The sequence below is a fragment of the Xylanibacter rodentium genome, assembly GCF_013166575.1.
Taxonomy (GTDB): domain Bacteria; phylum Bacteroidota; class Bacteroidia; order Bacteroidales; family Bacteroidaceae; genus Prevotella; species Prevotella rodentium.
Window position 1 is genome coordinate 1 of sequence record NZ_JABKKE010000054.1, and the last position, 2,054, is coordinate 2,054.

Sequence of the window (2,054 nt, forward strand, 5' to 3'; positions counted from 1 at the left end):
TCAGGCGAACATAAAAATCCGTCGGGGACGGATTGGGGGAATGCCTTTCAAACTCCGGGCTGCGCCACCTGCGGCGAACCCTGCCGTTCGGGTGCAAAGTTACGCCCTTAAAGCGGTATCGGACAGAGGCTTGACCCGGACAATCAGTGCCAACCGGCGCAACATGCTGCCACTTGTCGGAGAAGTGATACAAGTTCCGGAATATACTTGTTTATTTGCAGCATGATTCAAGAAACGAACGATTTGAAGATATGGAAAAAGGAACTTTCAGATACCCGGCAAACCGCTTAGGCGGACATTTGCAAAACCGAATATCCGCACTGCCGGATACCCGGTTTTACAACAACGCGGTGATTCACGGATTCAATGACTTCATGACGCAATGCCGTCATTCACCGGTTATCCGAATCCCGGCTTCACCGTTGAAACGGATACGTGACGGACCGCCCGGATAATGATTCGCGGACGCGGATATATACGTCACCGCTTCCGTACAGGAACAGGAAAACAATTCATCAACCATTAAAAGCAATAGAACCATGAGTAATGAAATCTTCGTTGCATTCGCAACACAAAAGGGAGGCATCGGCAAATCCACCGTCACGGCTCTTGCCGCCAACTACCTCCACAACGTGAAGGGCTACAATGTCGCCGTCATAGACTGCGACGACCCGCAACACAGCATCCACGGTCTGCGTGAACGTGAAACGGAACTTATCGACGAGAGCCTCTATTTCAAGGCACTCGCGTGCGACCACTTCCGCAAGGTCAGGAAGAACGCCTACCCGGTCATCAAGAGTAACTCACAGGACGCCCTCGACGATGCCGACAGGATGCTCGTCAGCGAGGAGGTGAAACCCGACATCGTGTTCTTCGACATGCCGGGAACGCTGAAAAGCAACGGCGTGGTAAAGACCCTCTCGCAGATGGACTACATCTTCACGCCCATGAGTGCCGACCGCTTCGTCGTGGAAAGCACCCTGCAATTCGCCGCGATGTTCCGTGACAACCTAATGACGACGGGACAGGCGAAAACAAAAGGGTTGTACCTGTTCTGGACGATGGTGGACGGCAGGGAGAAGAACGGGCTGTACGACCTGTATGAAGATGTGATTGCCGAAATGGGACTGTCGGTCTTGTCCACACGCCTGCCCGACAGCAAGAAATTCCGGCGCGACCTCTCGGAAGAACGCAAGGGCGTTTTCCGCTCGACCATCTTCCCGATGGACACGTCCCTGCTGAAAGGGAGCGGCATCCGTGAGTTCTCGGAAGAGATTGTCAGCATCATCAAACCGCGATGAACATGGGCAGCAGGAAAGTGAACACCGAAGGCATCGACGAGGAACTGTTGATAGCCTCTATCGGCAGGCGCAAGCAGGACGGAACCCTGTACCGCGCGCAGGAGCCGCCCGCGCCGGCCCCCGAAGAAGAAAGCGTTCCCGAATCGGAACAGCCGTCCGCACCGTCACCGGCAAAGGAGAAACCGCTGAAAGACAGCGGACGCCGCAAACGGCAGGAGGACGACTACACCGGACTGTTCCTGCGCCGCAACGAGATAAAGACACGCCAGTGCGTCTATATCAGCCGCGACGTACACAGCAAGATTCTTAAAATCGTTAACGACATCGCCGGGCGGGAAATCTCGGTAGGCGGCTACGTGGACACCGTGCTGCGCCAGCATCTGGAACAGCACAAGGAGAAAATAAACGAACTGTACAGGAAACAACGTGAAGACTTAATATGAATATGGATATGAATCAGGAAAAGAACCAGAAAAACAGAAATCCGCATCATGACGGCGGAAGTATGCTTGCCCAAGTGCAGGCGAGTGTGGAAATCCTGTCGCCCGTGCCGGTAGGCTGCAAATGCGGCGAAAAGGACTATGAACGGCTTTTCATCCGTGAACCCGAAGTGAAGGCGCGGGAGGGGAAGATGGCGTATGTGCGCCCGGAGTACCACGACCGTATCATGCGCATCACCCGTGTGATCGGGCATGACCGGCTGTCGCTGTCCGCCTACATCGACCATGTGCTTACGCACCACTTCAACCAGTG

2 protein-coding genes and 1 pseudogene are annotated in these 2,054 nt (G+C 54.7%); all 3 read left to right on the forward strand.

Annotation, left to right across the window (positions count from 1 at the left end; translation table 11 throughout):
- The first annotated feature begins 251 nt into the window (after positions 1 to 251).
- Positions 252 to 1,301, forward strand: a pseudogene (locus HPS55_RS13940) (ParA family protein).
- 2 nt (positions 1,302 to 1,303) lie between these two features.
- Positions 1,304 to 1,744, forward strand: a complete 441-nt coding sequence (locus HPS55_RS13945; RefSeq protein ID WP_025069040.1) for a DUF3408 domain-containing protein — start codon at positions 1,304 to 1,306, stop codon at positions 1,742 to 1,744.
- A gap of 8 nt (positions 1,745 to 1,752) precedes the next feature.
- Positions 1,753 to 2,054, forward strand: a 302-nt coding sequence (locus HPS55_RS13950; protein WP_172325103.1) for a DUF3408 domain-containing protein, incomplete at its 3' end; no start/stop codon positions are given.